22 protein-coding genes are annotated in these 23,643 nt (G+C 71.1%); 13 read left to right on the forward strand and 9 right to left on the reverse strand.

Annotation, left to right across the window (positions count from 1 at the left end):
* Positions 1-19: 19 nt before the first annotated feature.
* Positions 20-1,114 carry a chemotaxis protein gene (locus JAO81_RS20075; protein WP_199549264.1) on the forward strand — a complete coding sequence of 365 codons (1,095 nt, stop codon included), beginning with the start codon at positions 20-22 and terminating at the stop codon, positions 1,112-1,114.
* 32 nt (positions 1,115-1,146) lie between these two features.
* Positions 1,147-1,593, forward strand: coding sequence for an SRPBCC family protein (locus JAO81_RS20080; protein ID WP_199549265.1), 447 nt, complete (start codon positions 1,147-1,149; stop codon positions 1,591-1,593).
* A gap of 87 nt (positions 1,594-1,680) precedes the next feature.
* On the opposite strand, the gene JAO81_RS20085 is transcribed toward JAO81_RS20080, so the two are convergent.
* The gene (locus JAO81_RS20085) at positions 1,681-3,429 is read right to left on the reverse strand and encodes an alpha/beta-hydrolase family protein (RefSeq protein ID WP_199549266.1); all 1,749 of its coding nucleotides are present in this window, start codon (positions 3,427-3,429) and stop codon (positions 1,681-1,683) included.
* A 119-nt stretch (positions 3,430-3,548) separates the two neighbouring features.
* On the opposite strand from JAO81_RS20085, the gene JAO81_RS20090 reads away from it, so the two are divergent.
* Positions 3,549-4,310, forward strand: a complete 762-nt coding sequence (locus JAO81_RS20090) for a CPBP family intramembrane glutamic endopeptidase (RefSeq protein WP_307813503.1) — start codon at positions 3,549-3,551, stop codon at positions 4,308-4,310.
* A gap of 86 nt (positions 4,311-4,396) precedes the next feature.
* On the opposite strand, the gene JAO81_RS20095 is transcribed toward JAO81_RS20090, so the two are convergent.
* Both JAO81_RS20095 and JAO81_RS20100 read right to left on the reverse strand, forming a co-directional pair.
* Positions 4,397-5,656, reverse strand: coding sequence for a maleylpyruvate isomerase N-terminal domain-containing protein (locus JAO81_RS20095; protein WP_199549267.1), 1,260 nt, complete (start codon positions 5,654-5,656; stop codon positions 4,397-4,399).
* Positions 5,653-6,240: an RNA polymerase sigma factor gene (locus tag JAO81_RS20100; RefSeq protein WP_199549289.1), complete on the reverse strand. Its 588-nt coding sequence runs from the start codon at positions 6,238-6,240 to the stop codon at positions 5,653-5,655. Before JAO81_RS20100 ends, JAO81_RS20095 begins: the two co-directional genes overlap by 4 nt.
* 332 nt (positions 6,241-6,572) lie before the next feature.
* Between JAO81_RS20100 and JAO81_RS20105 the strand changes: the two genes are divergently transcribed.
* Entirely contained in the window at positions 6,573-6,947 is a 375-nt protein-coding gene (locus JAO81_RS20105; RefSeq protein ID WP_199549268.1) for an STAS domain-containing protein, read from the forward strand.
* A 13-nt stretch (positions 6,948-6,960) separates the two neighbouring features.
* On the opposite strand, the gene JAO81_RS20110 is transcribed toward JAO81_RS20105, so the two are convergent.
* Complete coding sequence (locus tag JAO81_RS20110; RefSeq protein WP_199549269.1) at positions 6,961-7,425, reverse strand: hypothetical protein; 465 nt, start codon at positions 7,423-7,425, stop codon at positions 6,961-6,963.
* Between the two features lie 164 nt (positions 7,426-7,589).
* On the opposite strand from JAO81_RS20110, the gene JAO81_RS20115 reads away from it, so the two are divergent.
* Positions 7,590-8,111 carry an EF-hand domain-containing protein gene (locus tag JAO81_RS20115; RefSeq protein ID WP_199549270.1) on the forward strand — a complete coding sequence of 174 codons (522 nt, stop codon included), beginning with the start codon at positions 7,590-7,592 and terminating at the stop codon, positions 8,109-8,111.
* A gap of 91 nt (positions 8,112-8,202) precedes the next feature.
* On the opposite strand, the gene JAO81_RS20120 is transcribed toward JAO81_RS20115, so the two are convergent.
* Complete coding sequence (locus JAO81_RS20120) at positions 8,203-9,747, reverse strand: class I adenylate-forming enzyme family protein (RefSeq protein ID WP_199549271.1); 1,545 nt, start codon at positions 9,745-9,747, stop codon at positions 8,203-8,205.
* A 156-nt stretch (positions 9,748-9,903) separates the two neighbouring features.
* Here JAO81_RS20120 and JAO81_RS20125 point away from each other — a divergent pair, with 156 nt between their 5' ends.
* From JAO81_RS20125 to JAO81_RS20140, 4 genes are all read left to right on the forward strand, one after another.
* Positions 9,904-11,148 carry an amidohydrolase family protein gene (locus tag JAO81_RS20125; protein WP_199549272.1) on the forward strand — a complete coding sequence of 415 codons (1,245 nt, stop codon included), beginning with the start codon at positions 9,904-9,906 and terminating at the stop codon, positions 11,146-11,148.
* A 9-nt stretch (positions 11,149-11,157) separates the two neighbouring features.
* Positions 11,158-12,321: an acyl-CoA dehydrogenase gene (locus JAO81_RS20130; protein ID WP_199549273.1), complete on the forward strand. Its 1,164-nt coding sequence runs from the start codon at positions 11,158-11,160 to the stop codon at positions 12,319-12,321.
* Positions 12,322-12,324: 3 nt separating this feature from the next.
* Positions 12,325-13,209, forward strand: a complete 885-nt coding sequence (locus JAO81_RS20135; RefSeq protein WP_199549274.1) for an acyl-CoA dehydrogenase family protein — start codon at positions 12,325-12,327, stop codon at positions 13,207-13,209.
* A 420-nt stretch (positions 13,210-13,629) separates the two neighbouring features.
* Positions 13,630-14,094, forward strand: coding sequence for an ATP-binding protein (locus JAO81_RS20140; RefSeq protein WP_199549275.1), 465 nt, complete (start codon positions 13,630-13,632; stop codon positions 14,092-14,094).
* A gap of 296 nt (positions 14,095-14,390) precedes the next feature.
* Here the strand turns inward: JAO81_RS20140 and JAO81_RS20145 are convergent, their stop codons facing one another.
* Positions 14,391-15,317: a cyclase family protein gene (locus JAO81_RS20145; RefSeq protein ID WP_199549276.1), complete on the reverse strand. Its 927-nt coding sequence runs from the start codon at positions 15,315-15,317 to the stop codon at positions 14,391-14,393.
* 101 nt (positions 15,318-15,418) lie between these two features.
* On the opposite strand from JAO81_RS20145, the gene JAO81_RS20150 reads away from it, so the two are divergent.
* From JAO81_RS20150 to JAO81_RS20160, 3 genes are all read left to right on the forward strand, one after another.
* Complete coding sequence (locus JAO81_RS20150) at positions 15,419-16,330, forward strand: SDR family NAD(P)-dependent oxidoreductase (protein WP_199549277.1); 912 nt, start codon at positions 15,419-15,421, stop codon at positions 16,328-16,330.
* A 163-nt stretch (positions 16,331-16,493) separates the two neighbouring features.
* Positions 16,494-17,795 (forward strand): acyl-CoA dehydrogenase family protein, encoded by a 1,302-nt coding sequence (locus tag JAO81_RS20155; RefSeq protein ID WP_199549278.1) that lies wholly within the window; start codon positions 16,494-16,496, stop codon positions 17,793-17,795.
* Positions 17,792-18,859, forward strand: coding sequence for a Zn-dependent alcohol dehydrogenase (locus tag JAO81_RS20160; protein WP_199549279.1), 1,068 nt, complete (start codon positions 17,792-17,794; stop codon positions 18,857-18,859). Before JAO81_RS20155 ends, JAO81_RS20160 begins: the two co-directional genes overlap by 4 nt.
* A 161-nt stretch (positions 18,860-19,020) precedes the next feature.
* On the opposite strand, the gene JAO81_RS20165 is transcribed toward JAO81_RS20160, so the two are convergent.
* Positions 19,021-19,869 carry an alpha/beta fold hydrolase gene (locus JAO81_RS20165; protein WP_199549280.1) on the reverse strand — a complete coding sequence of 283 codons (849 nt, stop codon included), beginning with the start codon at positions 19,867-19,869 and terminating at the stop codon, positions 19,021-19,023.
* Positions 19,870-19,974: 105 nt separating this feature from the next.
* Entirely contained in the window at positions 19,975-21,216 is a 1,242-nt protein-coding gene (locus JAO81_RS20170) for an MFS transporter (protein ID WP_307813504.1), read from the reverse strand.
* Between the two features lie 224 nt (positions 21,217-21,440).
* Between JAO81_RS20170 and JAO81_RS20175 the strand changes: the two genes are divergently transcribed.
* Positions 21,441-22,634, forward strand: coding sequence for a GlxA family transcriptional regulator (locus JAO81_RS20175; protein WP_233415637.1), 1,194 nt, complete (start codon positions 21,441-21,443; stop codon positions 22,632-22,634).
* Here the strand turns inward: JAO81_RS20175 and JAO81_RS20180 are convergent.
* On the reverse strand, positions 22,551-23,643 hold a 1,093-nt coding region (locus JAO81_RS20180), incomplete at its 5' end, for an MFS transporter (protein WP_199549282.1). The two genes, JAO81_RS20175 and JAO81_RS20180, sit on opposite strands and share 84 nt — an antisense overlap.

A 23,643-nucleotide genomic window follows, 5' to 3' on the forward strand; every position in this document is an offset into this window, starting at 1 on the left:
CACTCCGAAAGGCCGTCCCATGGATTCCGCCCACAGCAGCGGTGCGCTGGCGAAGCTGCGCCAGCCCCGCCCGTATCCGGCCGTGTCCCTGCTCATGCCGACCCACCGGCGAGAGCCCGACAACGCCCAGGACCCCGTACGGCTGCGCAACCTCCTGGCCCGGGCCCGCGACCTGCTCCAGGCCGACCCGGCCGTGACCCGCGAACGGCGTGCGGACGTCCTGGACCAGCTGGACCAGGCCGCGGCGGAAGTGGATCTCGTCCACGCACGCGACGGCCTCGTGATCTACGCGGCGCCCGGCGAGCACCAGGTCTGGTCCGTGGCCCGTGAGGTGCCGGAGCGCGTCGTGCTCTCCGACACCTTCCTCACCCGCAACCTCGTCGCGGCCCGCGCGGCCGCGCAGCCCTTCTGGGCGCTGGCCGTGGCGGCCGACCGGGTCTCGCTGTGGAGCGGCGAGGGCGATCAGGTCACCGAGCACACGGGGGACGGCTTTCCGATGGAGCGGAGCCTGGAGGATCCCGACGCGGAGCGCAAGGAGCGCATCGGCGATCTGCCGAGCACCTTCCGCGACGAGCAGACCCGCCAGTTCCTGCGTCAGGCGCACGAGGCGCTGCGCGTGGTGCTCGCTTCGTCCCCCCGCCCGCTGTACGTGCTCGGCGGGTCCGCGGCGCTCTCCCTCCTGGAGGAGACCGGACCGCTGGGCAAGGACACGACGACCGTGCAGCAGGAGGGCCTCGCCGCAGGACCGGCCGCCCAGGTGTGGCGGGCCGTCGAACCGCTGCGGGCGGACAAGGCGGCGGCGGACCGCGCGGCGACCGTCTCCGAACTCGACGCGGCCCGGGGCCGACGGGAGTTCGCCGGCGGTCTCGACGAGGTCGCCCAGGCCGCGCGGGACGGCCGGATCCGGCTGCTCGCGGTGGAAGAGCACTTCCGTGCCGTCGTACGCGACTACCTCGACCATCTGGAACCGGCCGAGCCCACCGACCTCGACGCCCGCGACGACATCGTGGACGAACTCGTCGAGCAGGCCCTGGAGACCGGAGCGGAAGTGCGCTTCGTCCCCGACGGCACCCTGTCGGACGCGGGCCGGATCGCCGGCGTCCTGCGCTACTGAGCAGCGCCGACCACCAGCACCAGGAGCACCCCATGGCCCGCAATCGCTGTCTGATCCTGAGCTCGCCGCCGGAGGTCTGGGACCTGCTGTCCAGCGGCCCGCGCTACGGGGAGTGGGTCACCGGAACCCAGCAGGTCCTGGCCGCCGACCCGCACTGGCCGGACGTCGGCGCCCAGCTCAAGGTCCGGGTCGGCATGGGTCCCGTGACCCTCGACGACACCAGCACCGTCCGCGTCTGCGAACCGCTGCGGCGCCTCGAACTGGAGGCGCAGGCCGGTCAGTTCGGTGCGGCCCGTATCGCCATGAAGCTGATCCCGTGGGGCGAGAACACGCTGTTCATCCTCGACTGGCACCCCATCAGGGGCCCCGGCAGCCGGATGCACGGCATGCCCGTCGACTACCTCGTCAAAGTCCGCAACGGCATGATGCTGACGAAGCTGGCCCGGATCGCCGAGCGCGAGCACAGCGACGCCGTTTGATCCGCTGCGAGGCCCCACCCGACCGCCCGTTCAGAACCCGGCCGCTCGTTCAGAACCCGACCGGTCGTTCAGAACCCGACCCGTCGTTCAGGGCGACGGACGTGCGGTGATGTGCGCCCGCAGCCGATCGGTGTCCTGGTCCGTCCAGCCCGCGCGCGGCACGATCGCCGCCCAGGCGTCCACGGGCGCCGCCCCGTACCGGTGCCCGTGGGGCGCCTCCACGCCGTACGAGACGGCCATGTCGATGGTGGTCTGCCAGAAGGTGACGAGGGGGAACCAGCGGATCGCCGGGGTGATGTCAGGGCCCAGCGGAGCCCGCAGCCACTGCGGCCGGTGCAGGAGAAGGTCGCTCGACCACCACACGACCGGGTCGGAGGCGTTCTGCAGATAGACGACCCGTGGGTCCCCCCAGGCCGAGGGCGGCTGCTTCAGGTCCTGCGGGACGAACTGCCCGACCCGTACGTTCCTGCCCGCGTCGAGCACGGGGCGCCAGACCGGACTGCCGGACTCGCGGTGGTCCCGGATCTCCTGCGAGATCGGCGCGAAGTTCGGCGTACCGACGAGCAGGGCCCCGTCCGTACGGGCCAGGAGGTCCCGCAGGCCGTCGAAGGACGACTCGATCGCGAAACCGCCCAGGCTCTCCCCGGTCACGACGACCTTGGGCCGGTCCTCCTCGGGCAGCGCGGACACCTTGGCGAGCACCGCCTCGACGAGGGTGCGGGTGGCCTGACCGGCCCGTTCCTTGTCGACGAGGAAGGAGACCCAGCTGGGCAGGTAGGAGTACTGGACCGCGACGGTGGCGGTGTCGCCGTCGTGCATGTACTCCAGCGGTTCGACGATGTCGGCGTTGACCCAGCCCGTCCCCGTGGTCCCGGCGATCGCGAGCACGTCCCGGTCGAAGGCACCGGTGCGTTCCAACTCCCGTACGGCGAGCCGGGCTTTGGTCTCGAACGGGGTGTCGCTGCCGAAGACCTCCGGCACCGACGCGCTGACGTAGACGCGGACCGGATCCTTGGCGGGCCTGCCGGTGTACGCGCCGATCCGCTCCTTGGTCAGCGTGGACCCCGCGAAGACACGCCCCTGGAATCCGAGGTCGTCCCAGGAGATGAGCGATCCGGGACCGCCCGACACGAGCGGGGAGACCGGCGGCCGGATCCCTTCCCTCGTACCGCCGTTGGTCGCGTACGCGATGCGGTCCGCGAGACCGATGACGCCGCGCTGGAAGACGACATCGCGCAGCCCCACCGTGACGATCAGCGCGCTGAGCACGACCCCGACGGCGATGGCCACCGGCCGCGGAACGTAGCGGTGCAGCCTCCGGATCAGCGTCCGCGTCCCGAGCCGGATCCCGCGGGCGCACAGCAGCAGAAGAGCCCACAGGACGAGGGCGATCAGCATGATGGCGGGCACGTGCCAGGTCAACGAGGGTGGCAGGCCCTGGAGTTCACGCAGCCGGATCTGCGCGTGGGCGCTGCGGGTGATCAGCCACACGGTGACGAGGAGACCGAGCACCCAGTACGCCTGCCACAGATGCGCCCGCACGCGCTCGGTGGGCCGACGGGCGGAAAGAGCCCGCCATACGGTGCTCACCACCGCGCCGAACCCGTATCCGAGCGCCGCGCTGATCCCGCCGACCACGCCCTGAAGCAGCCAGGGCCGGGGCACGAGCGACGGGGTCAGGGACAGCCAGAAGAAGACGGTCGCGCAGCAGAGCGCGGTGAGGTCGGGCCAGCGCCGGACCAGGTAGGAGCTGTCGGGCCGGTCCCAGTACGGCTCCTTGGCGATACGGGCGAGCCGCTCCCGGACGGCGGTCCAGCGCGGCATGGCGCGGTGCATGATCTCACGCTAGTCGAGCACCGGACGGTCGGCCCTTCGGGCGGGCCGGGGCGCCCGCGTGCGCTCGCCCCGGCCCGCCGCAGGGCTCACGATGGGCAGGTCAGCACTTGTCCGTGCAGGTGAGCACGTTGGGAGGCCGCACCTCCGTGCCGTACGGTCCGCAGCCCCGGCGCTGGTCGCTGCGGCGTCCCGTCCCCACGCCGACGGCCGTCGCCGCGGTACTCCTCGTCCTGCTGCTCACCAATGTCGCCGCCCACCAGTGGTCCCAGCCGTGGACGCTGCTGCTCTCCCTCGCCGCCACCGGGGTGCTGCTCGCGATCGTCCCCTGGTCCGGCGGACAGTGGTCCGAGGTGGGTCTCGCGCGTGACACGCTCGCCCGCGGACTGCGCTGGGCGCTCGCGCTGATCGCCGTCGTGGCCCTCGTCTATCTGGTCGGCGCTCTGCTGCCGTTCACCCGCCAGTTCTTCACCGACCAGCGCACCAGCGGATCGAGCGGCGGCGAGGTGGCCGTGCGCGTCCTGCTCACCGTTCCGCTCGGGACCGTACTCCTGGAGGAAGTGGCGTTCCGGGGCGTCCTGTACGGACTGATCCTGCGCAGCCGGGGGCCGTTGGCCGCGACCTTGATCTCGTCCGGGCTCTTCGGCGTCTGGCACATCCTGCCCTCGCTCGGACTCGCCGACGCCAAGCCCGCCCTGGGCAGCGCCTTCGGCGACACCCTCCTCGGCATGATCCTGATCGACGCCGGTGCGGTGCTGTTCACGGCGGCGGCGGGCTGCCTCTTCTGCGAGCTGCGCCGCCGCAGCACCAGCCTGCTCGCACCTATGGGGCTGCACTGGGCCACCAATGCCCTCGGGCACCTCTTCGGCTTCTTCCTGAGATGACCAGGAGGCCGTGAGCGGCGTGCGATCCGCGCCCTGCCGCGCCGTTGAGGCCCGTGCTGCATCCGGCTCAATGAGGCCGCGGCGTTCTACATCCGGCTCAAAGAAGCCGCGGCGGACAGCACATCTCTGATCGCTTCCCGGTCCCCGTCCTGACCGGCGGCGGCCTCCTGCGGCAGCACATGCCCCGCCGCGAGTCTGCAGAACTCCACGCCGTCCAGGGCGACATGGGCCACTTCGTGCTCGGCGGAGCCCACCGCGCCCGGTGAGTCCAGGGCGATCAGCCACTCGCCGCCGCCCGAGCCCTCGACCTCGAGCCGCAGGCTCCGGCCGGGGGAGCCCGCGCGGACCAGGCTCTTGGGCGGCGCGGCACGTCCTTCGCGGCGGCGTTCGGCCAGGGCCGAGGGCAGCATGCGGGCCGCGAGGTCGATCATCCGGTTGAGATGGCGCGGCGCCGGCGGCTCGTACGGGTAGTCGACTGCATCCGCGATATCCCCGGCGTGCACCCAGCACTCGAAGGCGCGGTCCACCAGGGAGTCGCGCAGCGGGAGGCTGAACGCCCCGTACGGCACCGAGAGTTGGCCGGATCCACCACCCGCGAACGACACCGTCCGCACCAGCGCGTGCGACTGCTCCCGCCACGGCATCCGCACCGTACGGGTCGGCGGGAAGTGCGAGGCCTTCCAGTACGTCTCGGTCCGTGCCCGCGGCGAGGGCTCCTCGGGTGCCAGCTCCCCGAGCGGATCCTCCAGGCCGAGCGCGACCGCGACCAGACCGTCCACGGTCAGCAGATGCGCGATCACCCCGGCGACGGTGGTCCGCCGGTTCACGGGGCGGTCGCTTTCGCCGTCGTACCACTTCAGACGTACGGGGGCGTGCCACTCGCCGTCGCCGATGTCCTGGAGCAGCGCGTCCAGCCGCGCGGTCTCCGCGTCGTACGCAACGGCCCAGTCGGGTACGGGTATCCGAGGCGGCCGCTTGTCGAGGCAGCCGGCCAGGACCCGCGAGCGCAGCCCGGGATCGAGGTCGAGGCTCTCCTCCGGCTGCAGCAGTCCCACCGCGTCCCGCAGCCGCAGCGCCTCGTCGGCGCAGGGGCCGCAGGTGCCCAGGTGCAGCTCGACCGCGGCCGCCTCCTCGGGCGCGCAGGCCGCGAGGGCCCAGGCGCCGAGCAGCGACTTCAGCACGTCGTGTTCGAGGACCGGGGGCGGGGGAGCCTCCGGTTCGGGCAGGGGCAGCCCGCTGTCCTCGACGGACTCGCGCGGGGACGGTATCCGCGCCTGGGACGAGGCCCCCGGACGCTCGTCGTCCCCCGGGCGGGCCTCGCCCGGGCCGAACGGATCGGGATTCATGTGGCTCTCCCGTACCCCCGGCGCCAGGGGCTGCCGGCGTTCTTCTGGTCGTGGCCCGAGGACAGGAGCTGCACCCCGAGCCGCAGCCGGCGCCGCGCCTCGTCCCCGGTGACGCCGAGGTCGGCGGCGGTCTGGCGGTAGTCGCGGCGCTGGAAGTACGCGAGCTCGAGGGCGGCCCGCAGCGGCGCGGGCATCGAGGTCACGATGTAGTCGGCGCGCGCGGCCGCCGATGCCTCGCGCACCTTGCGTTCCAGGTCCTCGGCGCTGCCCTCGCCGCCCTCGGCGAGCGCCGCCGCGCCCTGCTTGCGCAGCCGCTGCACGGCCTGGCGGTGGGCGAGCGATGCGATCCACGAGCGCATCGAGCCCTGCTTGGGCTCGTACGCCTCCGGGTTCTCCCAGACGTGGGCGAAGACTTCGCGGGTGACCCGGTCGGCGGCGTCCTCGTCGTCGAGTACGCGGTGGGCGAGGCTGTGGACGAGTGAGGCGAAGCGGTCGTAGAGCTCGCCGAGCGCCGCGGCCTCCCCGCGCGCGAGCCGCTGCTGCATCCTGCGGTCCCAGCGGGGTGGTGCGTCCTTCGCCATCAGGCCCCCTCCGCCTTGCTTCCCTGAGCTTCGAATGTAGTCGCAGGCGCGGTCGGCGTACGCCCCTTTGCGGCAATGTGCGCCCACGCGCGGGCCGGGGATGGTAACGAATGCGTCACCTTCCCTTGCGCAGAGCAACTGAACGAACCTGATCGAAGTCGATCTAGATAGATCGAATCCGGCGAATTGTGATAGGGCTTTCCTGTGTTTCAGCAGGAAGGTGCGGGGCAGCCGCGAGAACAGGAAGCGAAGGAAGTGCTTCCGGATCTTCGGGGCTTCCCGTTTTCCGAAGCTGTACGGGACCGAAGCCCGGGCGAGCGAACGAGAGGCATGGCGTGGCGCTCAAAGTGACCGAGGCAGAACGGGGCGGCTGGGCCGTCATCCAGGTCAGCGGTGAAATGGACCTGGTGACCTCCCCCGCTCTGCGTCAGCGTGTCCATGAGGCGGTCGCCGACGGCCGGCGCAACGTCGTGCTCGATCTGTCCGAGGTCCTCTTCTGCGACTCCTCGGGCGTCGGCGTCCTGATCGCGTCCCGCCGGCTGCTGCGCTCCTGCTCGGGCCGGCTGCGCCTGATCCTGCCGGCCCGCGGCGCCGAGGACGGCTCCCACGTCAACCGGGTCCTCGCGGCCCTCGGCGTACGCCGCCTCTTCGAGGTCTACCCGGACGCGGTCTCCGCCTCCGACGACGCGGCCCAGCCGCTGTCGGCGTAACGGAGCGGACGTTTCAGTCGAGGTGCCCTTTGGCTTCTGCCACGAACGCGTGGATCTGCTGCTTGGCCTCGGCACGACGCACGTCGAACTCCGCTTCGTCGCAGGCCTGCTTGATGCGTCCGACCCCTTCGAGGACCTCCTCCGCCCGACGCACCAGTTCGGGCCGCTCGGTGACGAGCTGCACGCGGAACAACGCGTCGTACGCCTCGTTGCGCAGATCGAAGGCGCGGGCGCGCATGGCGGGCTCGCCTTCGTCGAAGGGCTTGCCGCGGTCGAGCAACCAGCGTTCCGTCTGCGCGCGCCGCAACGCGACCAGCGCCGCCGCGAACGCCGTGTACGCCTCCATCCGCTCCTGCCGCAACCGCTCGCCGCGCGAGAACACTTCGGCGCGTCGCAGCGAGCGGCCCTGGAAGAGGTGCGAGACCCCGACGCCGAGCAGAGTTCCCAGCACGGCTATGACACTGGTGACTGCCTCCATACGCACAGTCGATCACGCAGACACGCACCGCTGCGGCATGTCGCAGATTCTCAATAGTCCTGATACGGAGGGGAACTTTTCGGGTCCTCGGCCCATACGCCGACGTACGCTCGCCCCTGACGAGATGGCAACCGCCCCGACCAATCACGAGTGAGGCCGCCGAGATGGAGAGCGCAGAGTACGAGCGCAGGATTGCCGCCCGCTTCGCCAGCTTCGACCAGGACGGCAACGGCTATATCGACCGCGAGGACTTCTCCTCCGCGGCCAAGGCCTTGCTCGCCGAGTTCGATGTGACCGCGCGCTGCGACAAGGGGCAGGCGCTGTACATCGGTGCCGAGGCGTTCTGGCAGGGCATGGCCGGGATCGCGGATGTCGACGGGGACCAGCGGGTGACGCGCGAGGAGTTCGTGACCGGGGCGGTGAAGCGGCTGCGGGACAGCCCGCAGCGGTTCGCCGAGATCGCGCGGCCGTTCCTGCGGGCGGTGGTGGCGGTGGCGGACACGGACGGTTCGGGCGTGACGGTGCCGGCCGCGGAGCGGGTGCTGCGGGTCCTCGGTGTCGCGCCGGACGTGCTCCCGTTGGCCACCGCGGCGCTCGACCCGGACGGAACGGGCCGCGTCCCTTCGGAGGAGCAGCTGCTCGCCGCGTTCGCCGCGTACTTCACCACTCCGGCTCCGGAGGCGTAGAGCTTCTGTACGGGAGGGGCGGGTCTCGCACGGGACCCGCCCCGATGCCGTTCCAGGAGAACCGCTCCCGTCCAGGAGCACTGCTCCCCGTCTAGGAGAACCGCTCCCGCAGCTTGTACTTGAGGACCTTCCGCAAGGTCTCATTGCGTGGCAGCGCGTCCACCACCTCCAGCTGCTCCGGCAGCTTGTGGGTGGACAGGCCCTTCGCGCGCAGATAGTCCGTCAGCTCGGCCAGCGACAACGGCCCGGATCCCGCGCGCTGTTCGACCACCGCGCACACCCGCTCGCCCCGCACCTCGTCCGGCAGCCCGATCACGGCCGCGTCGCCCACCGACGGGTGCTGGTGCAGCAGATCCTCGATCTCCTTGGCCGAGATGTTCTCGCCCTTGCGGATGATCACGTCCTTGGCGCGGCCCGTCAGGACCAGATGGCCCGTCTCCGTCACATGCCCCAGGTCGCCCGTGATCAAGTACCCGTCCGCGTCGAAGACTTCGGCCGTCCGGGCCGGGTCCAGATAGCCCTGGCAGACCGCCTCGCCCTTGAGCCGCACCTCGCCGTCCACCCGGGCCGGCAGCTCCTTGCCGTCCGCGTCCGTGATGCGGACGGACATCGCGGAGGGCGGCTTGCCCTCGGTCGTGGCGAGGTTGTCGACGCTGTCGTCGGGAGCGCCCATGGTGATCATGGGCACCTCCGTCATGCCGTACCCGTGCGTGAGCTGACAGCCCATCTCCCGTACGACGGCGTGGTAGACCTCGGGCGGTTTGGGGGCGCCACCGCCGGCGAGCAGACGGAGGGTGGGGATGAGCTTCTCGTCGGGGTTCTTGCGCTGTTCGGCGAGGAACATCGAGTAGAAGGCCGTCGAACCGCCCGCGGTCGTCACCCCGTGCCGCCGGTAACCGTCCAGCGCGCCCGGCAGCGCGAACTTCTCGAAGAGCACGGCCGGGAACCCGTACAGGAAGAGCATCACCAGATAGTCCGGCCCGCCGATATGGGCGTACGGAAAGGCGATCGAGCCCACGTCGTCGGGCGACAGGTGCAGCGCGTGCGCCAGACACGACCCGCCCGCGATCAGCGAACGGTCCGTGTGCAGCACGCCCTTGGGGTCGGAGGTCGTGCCCGAGGTCCAGTAGATCCAGCGCACCGACGTGCCCTCGGAGGGTGGCGGGGGCAGGATCCGCGGGTCGCCGTCAGGGAGCGTCTCGTACGCCTCGAAGATGCCGCGCGCGCCCAGGCGGCGGGCCATCTCGCTGTGGTCGAAGTCCCGCCACACGCCGGGCGAGGCGAAGAACTCCGCCTTCGACTCCCGTAGCGCGAAGCCGACTTCCTTGTCGCGGTAGAAGGGGATGAGGGGGGTTTGCGTCGCGCCGATACGGGCGAGCGCGGCGGACAGGAGCACCGTCTCGATACGGGTGGGCAGCTGCCAGGCGACCACCGTGCCCGGACGTACGCCCATGCCCCACAGGCCGGCCGCGACCCGCTCGGAGCGGTCGCGCAGCCCGGCGAAGGTGAGGGTGCGGTCGTCCGCCGGGTCGGCCTCCGCCTGGATGAGCGCACGGCGATCCGGCGTACGGGCCGCGCGGCGGCAGATCAGTTCCCAGAACGTGGGCGCCGAGTCGAGTTGTGCTGCGTCGCTCATCGCGGACCTCCGTAACCCCTGTTCCTGACGGACTGTCAGATTGCCGAGAGCGTATGTCTCCGCGCCTTGTCGGTCCAGAGGTGCGGGAGCTAGCCTCTATCTGACGATCCATCAGAAACAGTCGACGCCCCATGCGCGTCGGGTGAGGGGACCCCCATGGAACTGCCTCGGATCATCAGCGTCGACGACCATGTGATCGAGCCCGCGCATCTCTTCGAGACCTGGCTGCCGAAGAAGTACCAGGACCGCGGCCCCAAGCCGCTCACCGCCGGAATCGGTGAACTCGCCTACGTGGCGGGCAAGTACCAGATCACGATGGACCCCGACGGGCCACCCACGGACTGGTGGATCTACGAGGATCTGAAGTTCCCGTACAAGCGCAATATCGCCGCCGTCGGCTTCGACCGCGACGAGATGACCCTGGAGGGCATCACCCGGGCCGAGATGCGGCGCGGCTGCTGGGACCCCAAGGCGCGCCTCGCGGACATGGATCTCAACCACGTCGAGGCGTCCCTGTGCTTCCCGACCTTCCCGCGCTTTTGCGGCCAGACCTTCGCGGAGGCCCACGACAAGGAGGTCGCGCTCGCCTGCGTGCGCGCCTACAACGACTGGATGGTCCAGGAGTGGTGCGGTGACAGCGGCGGCCGTCTGATCCCGCTGTGCATCATCCCGCTGTGGGACATCGACCTCGCGGTCGCGGAGATCCACCGCAACGCGGCGCGCGGCGTGAAGGCCGTGACCTTCTCCGAGATCCCCACCCACCTCGGTCTTCCGTCGATCCACTCCGGCTACTGGGACCCGTTCTTCGCGGCCTGCCAGGACACCGGCACCGTCGTGAACATGCACATCGGCTCCAGCTCCCAGATGCCCGCCGCCTCTCCCGACGCCCCGCCCGCCGTCCAGGCCTCGCTGAGCTTCAACAACGCGATGGCCTCGATGATGGACTTCCTCTTCTCCGGCGTCCTCGTCAAGTTCCCGAAGCTCAAACTGGCGTACAGCGAAGGCCAGATGGGCTGGATCCCGTACGCCCTGGAGCGCGCCGACGACGTGTGGGAGGAGCACCGGGCGTGGGGCGGGGTCAGGGACCTTATCCCCGAGCCGCCGTCCTCGTACTACTACCGGCAGATCTTCTGCTGCTTCTTCCGCGACAAGCACGGGGTCGCCTCGCTCGACGTCGTCGGCCGCGACAACGCGACCTTCGAGACCGACTACCCGCACGTCGACTCGACCTTCCCCAACACCAAGGAGGTCGCGCTCGACCACGTGAAGGGCCTCGACGACGAGACGATCTACAAGCTGATGCGCGGCAACGCCATCCGCATGCTCGACCTGGACTTCGACAAGGGCGTCACCTTCCCCTGGTCGGCGAAGTCCGCAGCGGCCGCGTCTGCCGCGAAGTAGCCCACGGCCATGGACCTCACGTACACGGAAGAGGAAGAGGAGTTCCGGGCACGCCTGCGCCAGTGGCTCGGGCAGGTGCTGCCCTCGCTGCCGGCCAAACCCGACCCGAACGACTGGCCCGGCCGGCGCACGTACGACATGGGCTGGCAGCGCAGGCTGTACGAGGCGGGGTACGCGGGACTGCACTGGCCCGTGGACGCGGGCGGCAAGGGCGCGACCCCGACCCAGCACCTGATCTTCCTGGAGGAGACCGAGCGGGCCGGAGCCCCGTACGTCGGCGCGAACTTCGTGGGGCTGCTGCACGCGGGCCCGACCATCGCCGCCGAGGGCACGGCCTCGCAGAAGACACGGTGGCTGCCGCCGATCCTCAGCGGCGACGAGGTGTGGTGCCAGGGCTTCAGCGAGCCCGATGCGGGATCCGACCTCGCGGCGCTGCGCACGAAGGCCGTACGCGACGGCGACGAGTATGTGATCACCGGCTCCAAGATCTGGACCTCGCACGCCGAAGTCGCCGACTGGTGCGAGCTGTTGGTGCGCACGGAGCCCATCAGCGAAACAGTGCCCAAGCACCGGGGCATCTCATGGCTCGCGATGCCGATGGACGCGCCCGGGGTGACGATCCGGCCGCTGCGCACCCTCGCGGGCTCGACCGAGTTCGCCGAGATGTTCCTGGACGAGGTGCGGGTGCCGGTCGCCAACCGGGTCGGCGAGGAGAACGACGGCTGGCGGGTCACCATGGTCACCCTGTCGTTCGAGCGCGGCACCGCGTTCGTCGGCGAGGTGATCGCCTGCCGCCGCACCCTCACCGCGCTCGCCACCGAGGCCCGCAAGAACGGCCGCTGGGACGACCCCTCGTTGCGGCGCAAACTCGGCCTGCTCAGCGCCGAGTTCGCGGCTCTGTGGCGGCTCACCCAGTGGAACGTCAGCGAGTCCGAGGCCACCGGGGGAGTGCCCGGCATCGGCGGCTCGGTGTTCAAGCTGCGCTACTCGCACGCACGTCAGGAGCTGTACGACACGGCCGCCGAGGTGCTCGGCGCCGCCGCCCTCGACCTGGACCACGAGTGGGTGCTCGACCGGCTCTCCTCCCTCTCGTACACGATCGCCGCCGGCACCTCGCAGATCCAGCAGAACATCATCGCCGAGCGCATCCTCGGCCTCCCGAAGGGCCGGTGAACCGTGCACTTCCAACTGACCGACGATCAACGGGCTTTGCAGTCGGGGATGCGCGAGCTGCTCGCCGGACGCTTCGGCCGGGATGCCCTGCGCGCGGCCGTGGAGGCTCCCGGCGCCCTCGACCGCGCGCTGTGGCGGGAGCTGGGCCAGGCCGGGTTCTTCGCGCTGCGCCTGCCCGAGGACGAGGGCGGGGTCGGGCTCGGCCTGCCCGAGGCGGTGCTGCTCTTCGAGGAGGCGGGCCGCGCGCTGCTGCCCGGACCGCTGATCGCCACACACCTCGCTGCGGGGGTGGTCAAGGGAGCGGCGGACGGCAGTGTCGTCGTCACCCAGCCCGACGGGCCGTTGATCGAGTGGTACGAGGCCTCGGACACGGTGGCCGGCGAGGAGCTCGCGGAAGGGGCCGGTGTGCCCGTCCGCTCCGTCGACCCGCTGACCCCGCTGCACCGGCTCCATGAGCCCGCCCCCGCGAGCGATCCGCTCGTCGGCCTCCTCACCGCGGCCGAACAGCTCGGCAGCGCGGCCCGTACCACCGAGACGGCCGTCCAATACGCGGGCGAACGCGAGCAGTTCGGCGCGCCGATCGGCTCCTTCCAGGCCGTCAAGCACCTGTGCGCCCAGATGCTGGCCCGCACCGAACTCGCCCGCGCCGCCGTCTACGCGGCCGCCGTCACCGGCGACCTCGCGGATATCGCGGGCGCCAAACTGCTCGCCGACGAGGCGGCGGTGCGCTGCGCGCGCGACTGTCTGCAGGTGCACGGGGGAATGGGCTTCACATGGGAGGCCGATGTCCATCTGCATCTCAAGCGCGCCTGGGTGCGCAAGGAGCGGTGGGTGTCCGAGGCCACGTTGACGGAACTTCTTGCGGAGCTGCTCGTCGAAGTGGGATGACGCCCGCCAGCTTTCCCCTGAACGACAGCGCTGAGTAACGGAGCAGGGCCACGAACGGGTTGAGTCGCCCGGCCGACTCGTCACGTCACGGAGTCGGGCCCTCGCTCCGGTACGCTCCGTGGGGTGCGAGTGGTCAAGCTCCCGAGCCGTATCGGAGGCGCCCCAGCGGCGGCCCCGGGGGCCGCGATGTCCACCGCTCGCAGCGTCGGGCGCCGTCTCGCGTCCGAGTGTTCGAGCCCCCGCAAAGCGCGTCGCACAGTATGCCGCACGCGTACTCCTTCGCGCTGGAATATGCCCGAAGCGCTTGTTGGGGTGACTGTACGTCAACCATGCTGTTCCGTACGGGGATCACGTTCCGTGACCCTGACGTGGCACGAGGCTGAGCCCCAGCGGTCCCGCCGGATTCGGATGGTGTGAGCGGTGCAGGTGCTTCAAGTTCAGATGGAGGTCGGGGCCGACCCTGCCGAGGTGGGGCGCGCCCGGAGGTGGGCCAGGTCGCGGCTCGCCGTCTGCGGCATAGAGGCGGACGAGCCGGTCGCCGAGACGCTCGTGCTGCTCATCTCCGAACTGGTCACCAACGCCGTGGTGCACACGGGCTGTCCGGCCGTTCTGCGCATGCTCCTTCCCGACGTGCCCGCCGCCTCGGGCACCGTGCGCGTGGAAGTCGCCGACTCCTCCTCCAGAGCGCCTCAGCCACGGGACGCCGACGGGGACGACACGAACGGCCGGGGCCTCGCGCTCGTCGACGGGCTCGCGGACCGGTGGGGCTGGCAGGAGGAGTCATCCGGGGGCAAGCGGATCTGGTGCGAGGTGGACCGCGGCCCCGACAGCGCCTGTCCGGACGGGCTGGCACTGCCGGCCGGCGCGGTCGTACACGCGGTGTGATCTCCGGCGGACGCCCGGACTGCCGTTGGATTCCCCGACATTCCTCGCGATACGTGAGGAAGCGGACCAGTGGGTGTTGACGTGACGTGTCCGTTTGATCACGCTTATGGTTGGCGATTCGCCGCGAGGGGACGTCGAGGGTGTAAGTGACGGACTGACGGCCTCGGCGAGTGCGAGTCGCGCGTCTGGCGTCAGCCCTCAGGGCCAACAGGGCAGTTTTCGAACGCCGGAGGCGGTCGGTGGGGCGCCCCACATGTGCGGCGCGCCCCACCGGCCGGCGGTTCGGGGGCGGACCCTCAGAGGATCGCGACCGGGGCCACCGGTGTGCCCGTGCCGCCGACGAAGGGTTCCGGCATCGCGGAGAGCAGGAACGCGTAGCGCCGCTCTTGTGCACAGGCTGTGGACAGTTCTTCCAGATTCCAGTTCTGGCCCTGCATCATGCCCATTTCGACCAGATGGAGCCCGTGCACCCCGAGCCACAGGTTCTCGATCTCGGGCGGGAAGATCTCGAAGACCATGGTGTCGTTCGCGACCGCGGCGACATCGCGGGCGTGGAACCACTCGGGCGTACGGATCGACAGACCGGGTGACGGCGTGGCGTACGCGTGCTTGTCGGACTGGAGATAGAGCTGCATCTGGCCGGTGCGGACCAGGACGATATCGCCGGCGCGGACCTCGACACCCCCGAACTCCTCAGCCTCCCGCAGGTCTTCGGGTGTCACGGCATGATCCCCGGGCAGCCGGTCCACGCCCTTCGCCGCCGCCACATCGAGCAGCACGCCGCGTGAGACGACGTGCCCCGCCTTCTCGATCCCGCAGAATTCGGCCCCGCCGTGGGCCGTGATGGTGTCCGCCGGACGGCCGTTGTAGATCTTGCCGGAGTGCGAGACATGGGTGAGCGCGTCCCAGTGCGTGGCGCACTGCAGGCCCATCGTCACCGCGTCGTCCGTGGTGGCGACCGTCCCGGGGCCGAACATCTCGAAGTTGAGCATCACCATCGTGTGCATCGGGTTCACGCGGCCCGGGATCATGCCCGTCTGCACGCCGTTGTCCTGCAGATTCAGTGCGAGCGATACCCGCCGGCCCGAGCGGATCCCGGCCGCCGCCGCCCTGACCACCTCGTCGGTGATCAGGTTCAGGGTGCCGATCTCGTCGTCGGCGCCCCAGCGTCCCCAGTTGTTGACGCGCTTGGCGATGTCGTGGAACTCGGGTGGCAGACCCATTGCGTTCTCCTCAACTCCATTGCCTGCTGGGGCTTGTGCTCGTGTATCAAGTGCCCTCTAGAATCTAACGGTCCGTCAGAAACCGCGGGAAGGGGCACGACGTGGGGAACTTCTTGGCAGGCAAGGTCGTAGCGGTGACCGGCGCAGGCCGCGGCATCGGCCGTGCGGTCGCGCTCGCGGCCGCCGCCGAGGGCGCCAAGGTCGTGGTCAACGACTACGGGGTCTCGATCGAGGGCGGCGAGCCGTCCTCCGAGGTGGCCGAGCAGGTCGTCAAGGAGATCGAGGCGGCCGGCGGTACGGCGGTCGCGGTCGCCGACGACATCTCGACCATGGCGGGCGGCCAGCGCATCGTCGACACCGCGCTCGCCCAGTACGGCCGGATCGACGGCGTCGTCTGCGTCGCCGGGATCCTGCGCGAGCGGATGCTGTTCAACATGTCCGAGGAAGAATGGGACCCGGTGGTCGCCACGCACCTCAAGGGCACCTTCACGGTCTTCCGTGCCGCCTCCGCCGTGATGCGCAAGCAGGGCTCGGGCACGCTGATCGGCTTCACCTCCGGCAACCACCAGGGCTCGGTCGCCCAGGCCAACTACTCGGCCGCGAAGGGCGGAATCATCTCGCTCGTACGGTCGGCGGCGCTCGGACTGAACAAGTACGGGGTCACGGCGAACGCTGTCGCGCCCGTCGCGCGGACCCGGATGTCGGCCAACGTACCGATGGAGCTGAAGGAGATCGGGTCGGCCGAGGACGTGGCCGCGCTCGTCACGTATCTCCTCTCCGACCGGGCCCGCGAGGAGAAGATCACCGGCCAGGTGTACACGATCGCCGGACCCAAGATCGCGGTATGGGCACAGCCCCGTGAGCTGCGGGCCGGATACGCGGACGGCGCGTGGACGCCCGAGAAGATCGCGGACTTCCTGCCGGGCACGGTCGGCACGGACCCGATGCCGATGCTGGCACAGCTCGAGGCGATGGCCGCGGCCGCGGCGAAGAAGGACCGGCCGAACACGTAGCAGTCCGGCCGGTCCGGCAATCTCAGCCCCTGCGGCGATTGAGCAGATCCGAACGAAGTTCGGATGCCGGGGTCCGGGGTGAAGCCCCGGTTTCGGGAAGGGGCGGGGCGGGGCGGGGGAGAAGAGCCGGCCGCAGGCCCAACGGCGAGACAGGAGGGCGCAGATGGACTTCGAGTTCGGCGTTGAGGACGAGGCGTTCCGGGCGGAGGCACGCGCCTGGCTCGAGGCCCACCTGTCCGGCGAGTTCGCGGCGGGCCGCGGGCTCGGCGGGCCCGGGAGCGAGCACGAGGGCGGCCAGGTGCGCAGGGCCTGGGAGCGGGAGCTCGGCGCGGGCGGCTGGATCGGCCTCGGCTGGCACGCCGACCCCGGCGCGCCCGGGAGCGGCGACTCCGCTTCGTACCGCGACAAGGGCCCGTACGGGAATCGCACCGCCACCCTCACCCAGCAGGTCGTCTGGGCCGAGGAGTACGCCCGGGTACGGGCGCCCGGACGGTACGGGCACATCGGCGAGAACCTGCTCGCGCCGACCCTGCTCGCCTACGGAAGTCCCGAGCAGCGGCGGGAGTTCCTGCCGGCCATCGCCTCGGGCGAGCAGATGTGGTGCCAGGGCTACAGCGAGCCCGGGGCCGGATCGGATCTGGCCGGGCTGCGGACCGCTGCCGTACGGGACACGGACGGGACGTACCGGATCACCGGGCAGAAGATCTGGACCTCGCTCGCCCACGACGCCGACTGGTGCTTCGTACTCGCACGCACCGAGGCCGGATCCGCGCGGCACAAGGGGATCAGCTTCCTGCTCGTCCCCATGGACCAGCCGGGCCGGATCGAGGTCCGGCCGATCCGGCAGCTGACGGGCACGAGCGAGTTCAACGAGGTGTTCTTCGACGGGGCCGTCGCGCGCGCCGAACACGTGGTGGGCGGCGAGGGCAACGGCTGGCAGGTGGCCATGGGGCTGCTCGCCTTCGAGCGCGGTGTGTCGACGCTCGTCCAACAGATCGGCTTCGCCGAGGAGTTGGGCCGGGTGCTGCGCGAGGCCGCCCGCAGCGGCGCCGTCGGCGATCCCGTGCTCAAGGACCGGCTCGTACGGCAGTGGGCCGAACTGCGCACCATGCGCTGGAACGCGCTGCGAACCCTGGGCGGCACGTCGGACCCGGGTGCGCCCAGCGTCGCCAAACTCCTGTGGGGCGGCTGGCATCAGCGGCTCGGCGAGCTGGCGATGCAGGTGCGCGGCACGCTCGCGACCCTCGGGCCGCACGACTGGAGCGAGAGCAATCCGTATGAACTGGACGCTCTGCAACGGCTGTTCCTGTTCACCCGGGCCGACACCGTCTACGGCGGCTCGGACGAGATTCAGCGGGGCATCATCGCCGAGCGCGTGCTCGGGCTGCCCAAGGAGCCCTCGGCAAACCGGACGGTTGCCGAAGTCAAGGGTTCAGCACAGGGATCCCAAGGAGGGGACCGATGAGGGGCGTCATCTTCGACGGCAAGCAGACCCAGGTGGTCGACGACCTGGACGTACGGGACCCGGGGCCGGGGGAAGTGCTCATCGCCGTCGCCGCGGCGGGACTGTGCCACAGCGACATGTCGGTGGTCGACGGGACCATCCCCTTCCCCGTGCCGGTGGTCCTCGGCCATGAGGGCGCGGGGGTCGTCGAGGCGGTCGGCGCGGGCGTCACACATGTCGCCGCAGGCGACCACGTCTCGCTCTCCACGCTCGCCAACTGCGGGGCCTGCGCGGACTGCGACCGCGGCCGGCCGACGATGTGCCGCAAGGCGATCGGGATGCCCAAACAGCCGTTCTCACGCGGCGGGAACCCGCTCTTCCAGTTCGCGTCCAACTCCTCCTTCGCCGAACGGACCGTCGTCAAAGCCGTACAGGCCGTGAAGATCCCGAAGGAGATCCCGCTGACGTCCGCCGCACTGATCGGGTGCGGGGTGCTCACGGGCGTCGGAGCCGTGCTGAACCGTGCGCGCGTCGACCGCGGGGACTCCGTGGTCGTGATCGGCGCGGGCGGCATCGGGCTCAACGTGCTGCAAGGCGCGCGGATCGCGGGCGCGACCACGATCATCGCCGTCGACGCCAACCCCGCCAAGGGCGATGCGGCACGGCAGTTCGGGGCCACGCACTTCATCGACGCGTCCGCGGTGGAGGACACCTCGCAAGCCGTACGGGAGATCCTGCCCACCGGAGCCGACCACGTCTTCGAGTGCGTCGGCAACCCGAAGCTCATCCGCCAGGCCATCGACCTGCTCGACCGCCACGGCCAGGCCGTGCTGCTCGGCATGACCGGCGCGAAGACCGAGGCGTCCTTCCTGCCCGCGCCGATGTTCCTGGACAAGTCCATCCTCGGCTGCCGCTACGGCTCCTCGCGCCCCCAGCGCGACATCCCCCTCTACGCCTCCCTCTACCTGCGAGGCCAGCTCCTCCTCGACGAGCTGGTCACCACCACGTACCCCATCGAGGACTTCGCCAAGGCGGCCGACGACCTCCACGGCGGCCGCGTGGCCCGGGGGGTCCTGACCTTCTGACGGTGGCGGGGTGGCGGGGCCCTGACCGTCTGACGGTGGCGGGGCCCTGACCCTCAGATCGGCAAAGGGACCATCTGTCCTGCACCGTGCCCGAATTGCCGGGTACGGCGCGGACGGATGGTCCCTCTATCGCTTGCGGCTTGCGGCTTACGGCTTGCGGCTTACGGTGTCAGGCCGGCCAGGACCTTTGCTGCCTCGGACGGCTCCACCAGCCACTTGAGGTGGCTGCCTGCGATGGTGTGGACGTCGTACGGGTTGTCCGGGGTCAGGGTGTTGCCCTCGCGGATCAGGCGGTCCTGGGCGGCCGGCGGGATGGAGGCGTCGTCGGCGAGGCGGACGTACGTCTTCGGGATCGTGCCCCAGGTCTTCGCCTGGGCGCGGTCGTCCGAGGTGCCGACGTCCAGGTTCTCGTCCGGCTGGAAGGTGTTCAGGAAGTTCAGGAACTGCTCGTCGGTTCCGTCGGCGAAGAATGCCGCCTTCATCGCCTCGAGCGTGGCCGGGTCCGCGGTGCGGAAGTTGACGCGCAGGGCGCCGAGTTCGGCCGGGTTCGCGGCCACGGCGGCGGCGAAGGCGGCCGGGTCGACGGTGGCCATCTCGGGCTCGGCGTAGTAGTCGTTGACGTCCAGGTCGACCGGGCACCACGACGAGACGTAGACGATACGGTCGATCAGCTCGGGGCGGGCATTGGCGGCCGCGGTGGCGGTGGCGCCGCCGCGGCTGTGCGAGACGAGGATCACCGGACCGTTCGCCTTGGCTCGCTCGAGGATTCCGATCAGATACGCGGCGTTGTCGGCCAGCGTCACACCCGTGATCGAACTGGGCGCCGTGGCCAGACCCGCGGGGTCCTGAGGCGCCTGGTAGGCGCGCGTGTAGGTGGCCCCGAACCCGTGACCCGGCAGGTCCACGGCGACCGAACGGTGGCCGAGCAGGCCGAGTTCGGCCTGGAGAGGCGCGAACGAGAAGGAGTTCGCGAAGGCTCCGTGGACGAGTATGAAGGTCGGCTGCTGCATGCTTGCTCCCCGTAAGTCGGACAGACCCCGCCCTCCCGGGGGCCGAGCCCTTTGAACCCTATCGGCACCCACTGACAACGCCTGCCACCTGCACCTCGGTTGACCCTAGAGCGCGCTCGCCGGCTCCGCGCCCCTCTTGCGGATCACCACGGCCATCAGCGCGGCCGCCGCGCACAGCGCGCCCGAGGCGTACCAGACCGGGTCGTACGTGCCGAAGACATCGCGGGCCACACCGCCGAGGAAGGCGACCAGGGCCGCGCCCACCTGGTGCGAGGCCAGCACCCAGCCGAAGACGATCGCCGAGTCGTCGCCGTAGTGCTCACGGCACAGGGCGATGGTCGGCGGGACGGTGGCGACCCAGTCCAGGCCGTAGAACACGATGAAGAAGAGCATCGGCGGGTGGACCGAGTCCGAGAGCAGGATCGGCAGGAAGAGGAGGGAGACGCCGCGCAGCGCGTAGTACACGGCAAGCAGACGGCGGGAGTCGTAGCGGTCGGTGAGCCAGCCCGAGAAGATCGTGCCGAGGATGTCGAAGATGCCGATCACGGCGAGCAGCGAGGCCGCGGCCTGTACGGGCATGTGGTGGTCGTGGGCGGCCGGGATGAAGTGGGTCTGGATCAGGCCGTTCGTGGACGCGCCGCAGATCGCGAAGGTGCCGGCGAGCAGCCAGAACGGGCCGGTGCGGGCGGCGGAGAAGAGCACCGTGACCGCCCGCCGGGCCGCGCCCTGCGCGGGCGGGGGCTTGGGCACGAACTCCTCGGACCCGTACGGCGCGAGGCCCACGTCCGCGGGGTGGTCGCGAAGCAGCAGCCAGACGAAGGGGACGACCGCGAGCGCGGTGAGGGACACGGTCACGGAGGCCGGCTTCCACGTACCGTCCTCGACCATCCAGGCGATCAGCGGCAGGAAGATCAGCTGACCCGAGGCCCCGGCGGCGGTGAGGATGCCCGTGACGAGGCCCCGCCTCGTGGTGAACCAGCGGTTGGTGACGGTCGCCGCGAAGGCCAGGGCCATCGAGCCGGAGCCCAGGCCCACCAGGACGCCCCAATAGAGGATCAGCTGGAGCGAGTTCGCCATCCAGACGGTCAGACCCGAGCCGAGGGCGATCATCGTCAGGGCGACGGCGACGACCCTGCGTATGCCGAAGCGGTCCATGAGCGCGGCGGCGAACGGCGCCGTGAGTCCGTACAGCGCGAGGTTCACCGACACCGCGAGGCCGATGGTGCCGCGCGACCAGTTGAAGTCGTCGTGCAGCGGCTCGATCAGGAGACCCGGCATCGAGCGGAAGGCGGCGGCACCGAGGATCGTCACGAAGGCCACGGCGGCCACGTACCAGGCGCGGTGGATGCGCGGAGTCTTACGGGGGGCTGTCTGCTGGGTCGGCGTCTCGGCCCCGGGTGTCGGCTCGGTCGGTGTCCCGGCCTCGGAGGTCTGGTGGGTCGGTGTCCCGGCCTCGGAGGTCTGGTGGGTCGGCGTCTCGGCCCCGGATGTCTGCGTCACGGGATCATCCTGGCGGTGAGGGCCTTTCCCGAACGAGTGGCTCAAAGGTCAGCATTCGATAGGATCGGGCCATGGGATCCTCCGAGACCGTCGCGAGCTCCGAGAGCTCCGAGAGCTCCGAGACCGTCGAGACCGTCGAGACCGCCCGCGCCGGGAAGCCTGCGCGTCCCGCTGTGGGCGACCCGGCGCGTCCCGCTGTGGACCGGGCGTTGTCAGTGGGTGCCGATAGCCTGGACGGGGCTCGTCCCCCGGGAGGGCGGGGTCTGTCCAGGGCGCCCCGGCATCGTGTCGTCGTGCTCGCCCTCGACGGTCTGCTCCCCTTCGAACTCGGCATCCCCCACCGCATCTTCGGCCGGCCCGTCGGCCCCGACGGCGGGCCGCTCTACGACGTCGTCACCTGCTCGATCCGCCCGCCGGGACCCGTGCGGACCGACGCGGACTTCGCGATCCATGTCGAGCACGGCCCCGAGGCCCTGGCCACCGCGGACACCGTCGTCATCCCGGCCTCGTACGAGCTCGGTCCGGTGTACGAGGAGGGCCGGCTCACCCCGGAGCTGGCCGCCGCGCTCGCCCATATCCGCCCCGGCACCCGGCTCGTGGCGATCTGCACCGGTGGCTATGTGCTCGCCGCCGCCGGGTACTTGGACGGCCGGCCCGCGACCACCCACTGGTGGCACTCCGAGCACTTCCAGGAGCTCTTCCCCACGGTCGCCGTCGACGCGGACGTGCTCTTCGTCGACGACGGCGAGGTCCTGACCTCGGCCGGAGTCGCGGCCGGTATCGACCTCTGCCTGCACATCGTGCGCCGCGACCACGGGACCGCCATCGCCAACGAGGTGGCCCGCCGTACCGTCGTACCGCCGCATCGCGACGGCGGACAGGCGCAGTTCATCCAGCGGCCCGTGCCCGAACCCGAGAAGGGGACCACCGGAAGGGCGCGGGCGTGGGCGCTCGCGCGGCTGCACGAGCCGATCCAGTTGCGGGACATGGCGGACCAAGAGGCCATGTCGGTACGGACGTTCACGCGCCGCTTCCGCGACGAGGCCGGCGTCAGTCCCGGGCAGTGGCTGACCCGGCAGCGGATCGAGCGGGCCTGTCATCTCCTGGAGTCCAGCGCGCTCTCCATCGACCAGGTGGCGCGGGATGCCGGATTCGGTACGGCGCAGTCGCTGCGGCAGCACCTAATGGGCGCGCTCGGCGTCACTCCGACCGCTTACCGGCGTACCTTCCGCGCAGATCACGCTCGGCTGCGCCCGGTGGCCTGAGCGGCCGGCCGACCGGTCGCCGAGGAGGCCGACGGCCGTGAGGGCGAGCGTGAGGGCGACGCCCGCGAGGATCGCGTTCGAGGCGGTCGTCAGGTTCATCAGCAAACCGGCCAGGCTGCCGGACAAGGCGTAACCGGCGCCCACCGCCGCGTACATCACCGAGTACCCGGCGGCGAGCGCGCTCGCCGGCAGGGTGGCGCGCAGCGCGAGGTTCCGGGTGAGGAGCGCACCGGCCTGCAGCACTCCGGCGAGCGTCAGCCCGGCCGCGATCGCGATGACGGAGGGGGTCACGGCGACGACGGTGACACAGGCCGAGACGCCGACGAGCAGGACCGCGCTCTGGGTCGCGAGCCGCCCGGGCCAGGCCGCCCGCATCCCGTAGACGAAGGCGCCGACGGCGGAGGCCATCGCGAACGCGGCGAGCAGCGGGCCCGCGAGGCCCACCCCGAAGTCCCGCTGTTCGAGCAGCGCGGGCAGCGCGATCTCGGCGAGCGCGAGCAGACACATGGTGGCCGCGCCCATCACGTACGCGGGCCAGGCGCGCGCCAGGACCCGGGCCTTCGACCCGTTGCCCGGTTCGTGTTCCTCGGCCTGCCAGCCGGCGGGCAGCAGCCACAGGCCCGCCGCCGCGACGAGCACCAGGACGGTGGCGAGCAGCATCGGTGTGTACGGGGCTACGCCGAGCGCCAGCCAGGCCGCGGCGACCGGGGAGACGGCCCAGATCGCCGAGTTGAGCATGGTCTCGAAGCTCATCGCCTGCGCCACGGCCCGCTCGGGGACCATCGCCTGGAGCAGCGCGCGCAGCCCGCCCGCGGCGCCGGCGGGCGCGGCCCCCGCGACGAAGGCGCCGACGCCGAGGACCCCGGCGGGTGCGCCCGGGGCGAGGGCGAGCAGCAGGAAGCCGGCGCCGCCTCCGGCGGGCCCGCACGCCCGCTGGCCCCTGGCCCGCTCGGGCCGCGGCCGCGCTCCGCGTACGGCCGCGCGCGCGGTGTCCCCGCCCACGGACCCG

Origin of the sequence: Streptomyces sp. N35, from assembly GCF_016464295.1 — a bacterium.
Classification (GTDB): Bacteria; Actinomycetota; Actinomycetes; order Streptomycetales; family Streptomycetaceae; genus Streptomyces.

What these genes read in the sequence shown, in the direction of transcription:
- JAO81_RS20110 (WP_199549269.1), bottom strand. Translation starts at nt 7,425, where the DNA reads ATGGAGGCAGTCACCAGTGTCATAGCCGTGCTGGGAACTCTGCTCGGC.
- JAO81_RS20175 (WP_233415637.1), top strand. Translation starts at nt 21,441, where the DNA reads ATGGGATCCTCCGAGACCGTCGCGAGCTCCGAGAGCTCCGAGAGCTCC.
- JAO81_RS20115 (WP_199549270.1), top strand. Translation starts at nt 7,590, where the DNA reads ATGGAGAGCGCAGAGTACGAGCGCAGGATTGCCGCCCGCTTCGCCAGC.
- JAO81_RS20160 (WP_199549279.1), top strand. Translation starts at nt 17,792, where the DNA reads ATGAGGGGCGTCATCTTCGACGGCAAGCAGACCCAGGTGGTCGACGAC.
- JAO81_RS20130 (WP_199549273.1), top strand. Translation starts at nt 11,158, where the DNA reads ATGGACCTCACGTACACGGAAGAGGAAGAGGAGTTCCGGGCACGCCTG.
- JAO81_RS20155 (WP_199549278.1), top strand. Translation starts at nt 16,494, where the DNA reads ATGGACTTCGAGTTCGGCGTTGAGGACGAGGCGTTCCGGGCGGAGGCA.
- JAO81_RS20080 (WP_199549265.1), top strand. Translation starts at nt 1,147, where the DNA reads ATGGCCCGCAATCGCTGTCTGATCCTGAGCTCGCCGCCGGAGGTCTGG.
- JAO81_RS20095 (WP_199549267.1), bottom strand. Translation starts at nt 5,656, where the DNA reads ATGAATCCCGATCCGTTCGGCCCGGGCGAGGCCCGCCCGGGGGACGAC.
- JAO81_RS20145 (WP_199549276.1), bottom strand. Translation starts at nt 15,317, where the DNA reads ATGGGTCTGCCACCCGAGTTCCACGACATCGCCAAGCGCGTCAACAAC.
- JAO81_RS20085 (WP_199549266.1), bottom strand. Translation starts at nt 3,429, where the DNA reads ATGCACCGCGCCATGCCGCGCTGGACCGCCGTCCGGGAGCGGCTCGCC.
- JAO81_RS20120 (WP_199549271.1), bottom strand. Translation starts at nt 9,747, where the DNA reads ATGAGCGACGCAGCACAACTCGACTCGGCGCCCACGTTCTGGGAACTG.
- JAO81_RS20125 (WP_199549272.1), top strand. Translation starts at nt 9,904, where the DNA reads ATGGAACTGCCTCGGATCATCAGCGTCGACGACCATGTGATCGAGCCC.
- JAO81_RS20165 (WP_199549280.1), bottom strand. Translation starts at nt 19,869, where the DNA reads ATGCAGCAGCCGACCTTCATACTCGTCCACGGAGCCTTCGCGAACTCC.
- JAO81_RS20075 (WP_199549264.1), top strand. Translation starts at nt 20, where the DNA reads ATGGATTCCGCCCACAGCAGCGGTGCGCTGGCGAAGCTGCGCCAGCCC.